This window comes from Vibrio sp. R12-SW3-ISO1 (genome assembly GCF_059834005.1).
The window spans coordinates 1-2,273 of sequence record NZ_JCBDGK010000037.1; the positions used below are offsets into that span (position 1 = coordinate 1).

The 2,273-nt window shown below is 49.1% G+C and carries 3 protein-coding genes; 1 reads left to right on the forward strand and 2 read right to left on the reverse strand.

Annotated elements, in window-relative coordinates; translation table 11 throughout:
* A partial coding sequence (locus AC6R0R_RS09060; protein WP_500626458.1) for a transporter associated domain-containing protein occupies positions 1-208 on the forward strand: 208 nt, incomplete at its 5' end.
* Between the two features lie 11 nt (positions 209-219).
* On the opposite strand, the gene AC6R0R_RS09065 is transcribed toward AC6R0R_RS09060, so the two are convergent.
* The gene (locus AC6R0R_RS09065) at positions 220-636 is read right to left on the reverse strand and encodes a ribosome recycling factor family protein (protein ID WP_500626350.1); all 417 of its coding nucleotides are present in this window, start codon (positions 634-636) and stop codon (positions 220-222) included.
* Positions 637-644: 8 nt separating this feature from the next.
* On the reverse strand, positions 645-2,273 hold a 1,629-nt coding region (locus AC6R0R_RS09070; protein ID WP_500626459.1), incomplete at its 5' end, for a putative bifunctional diguanylate cyclase/phosphodiesterase.

Here is a 2,273-nt window from a genome sequence, read left to right on the forward strand (position 1 = left end):
GATGCGCACACTGCAAATTGACGAACTGCCCCATTCACAAAACTACGAAACCATCGCCGGATTTATGATGTTTATGTTAAAGAAAATTCCGCGACGCACTGATTCGGTGACCTACTCTGGCTACAAATTTGAGGTGGTCGACATCGATGACCATAAAGTAGACCAATTGCTGGTCACTCGAGTGGAACAAAAAGACGACGAGCAGTAACGCACCAACCGTTACCAAGACTCCTCTTGAAAACGGGCGGCCCTCGCTTGAGCGAGTGTGCAGTCCGTTTTCTCAATCAGTTCCGTTAAGGTGATATTGGGATTACAGGCGATAAGCTGAGCAAGCTGGATGTTGAGTGGCAACGGCGCAGGGGCACGCGCGGCGACTCGCGCATTGATGAGCGTGTCAATTTTTTGCCTAACGTAGGCATAATCTTCGCAGCTATCTTCGCGGCTAAGCAATTCATGACAGAGTGCATTGAGCGCCCTCTCTTCCCCCACCAACTGCCAGTGGCGTGAACGCCTAACACGGCTCAACACACAGTGGTGCTGCTGCGCGAGTCGTTTGAGGTTTTGACACTTCTCTCTTCCCAGTTTTTGCACCAATGAGGGCAGCGCGAGTGTCACAAGGTCAGCTTGAAGAGTCATAACAGAGATCAGTGGACGTTGGATTGGGTCACTTTATCGTAAAAGGCCTGTGCGTCCAGCGGTTTTGAGAAAAAGTAGCCTTGATACTCATCACACCCTTCATTAAACAGTAGAGATAATTGCTCAGAGGTCTCAACACCTTCTGCCACGACCGATTTACCTAGGTTTTGCCCCATCTGAATAATGGTTCGCACCAACATGTGATCGGTGATGTCAGTGGTGCAATCATCAACAAATGACTTATCGATTTTAAGTACATCAATGGGCAAACGCTTCAAGTAGTTGAGAGAAGAGTATTCAATCCCGAAGTCATCAATAGCCACCGACATCCCTCGCTCTCGCAGGCGTTCACACGCTTCCACCACATATTCGGGCTCTCTCATTAAGGTCGATTCTGTGATTTCAATTTGTAGCGCCTCTCCAGGCAACTGGGCGTTATCGAGCGCGTCGATGATAAAACTAGCAACGTCATCATGGGCAAACTGAACGGTAGAGACATTAATCGACACAAGGATCGGTAGCCCAGAGTCATGCCAAGCTTTCACCTGCTTAATGCTTTGCGTAATCACCCAACGGCCAAGAGGCACGATAAACCCAGTTCGCTCTGCAATCGGAATAAATTCGAACGGCGAAATCATACCAAGTTGGGGGTGAGACCAACGAATGAGCGCCTCGGCCCCGACCACGCGATCGCTGACCATAGAGACCTTAGGCTGATAATGCAGCACGAAATGGCCCAATTGCAGGCTCTGCTTCATCTCCGACTCTAACTGATGCTGACGAATCGTCTCATCGAGCAGTTGGTCATCATACCAAACAACGGAGCCGGGCCCTTGGGATAGCGCGCGATAAAGAGCCAAATTCGCATTTTTCCCCCACAGACTCACCACACCATTCGCGTGCTTGGCCAGTGCAACCCCCACACAAAAATTCAGCCGATAGGTCGTGTCACCGACTACAAACAGCTTGCTGTGTTTGGTAAGAATGGTGTCTAGCACGGTTTGCAGCTTTCGCTCTACATGGACATTTTCCACCAGCACGACGAACTCATCGCCCGCAATGCGATACATTTGGGCTTGGTTTTCTATTAATCCACTGATGTGGCTGGCGAAAGATTGAAGCAGCTCATCACCATTGCGATAGCCCAATTTGTCATTGACGCTTTTAAAATTGTGCAGACCAATCTGCAATACCCCAAAACAGTGTGCATTACTCTCGTTCATGGCCGATACCGCCGCATAGAAGGCATTAATATTGGGCAGCTTGGTCAAGTAATCGGTGAAGCTGTCTTTTTTAAAGGCCAGCGCTTGTTGTTGGGTTTTCTTGATGTAATACGTCATCAGGGTAGCAAACACGGTGATCGCGCCCACCTCTATGGCGTCTTCGATAAACTCGTCAAAGTCATCGGGATCTAGGCTGTGAAGATAGCTGACAATCAGTAATGCCGCGATAGCCAGAGGCCAAAACGACCCGGGGAATAAGATGATGAAACAGAGTGGCAGTAAAATGAAGCTCTCTTCGATGGCATCCATCTCTAACGGCTCAATCAGCCCACCGATAAAAATCAGGCTCGCCGCTAACAGCGCGCAGATACGCTTACGCTGCTCAGATTGAGTGAACAAAGCATAAATCATTAA

Coding starts and splice junctions, on each gene's coding strand:
- AC6R0R_RS09065 (WP_500626350.1), bottom strand. CDS start 636: ATGACTCTTCAAGCTGACCTTGTGACACTCGCGCTGCCCTCATTGGTG.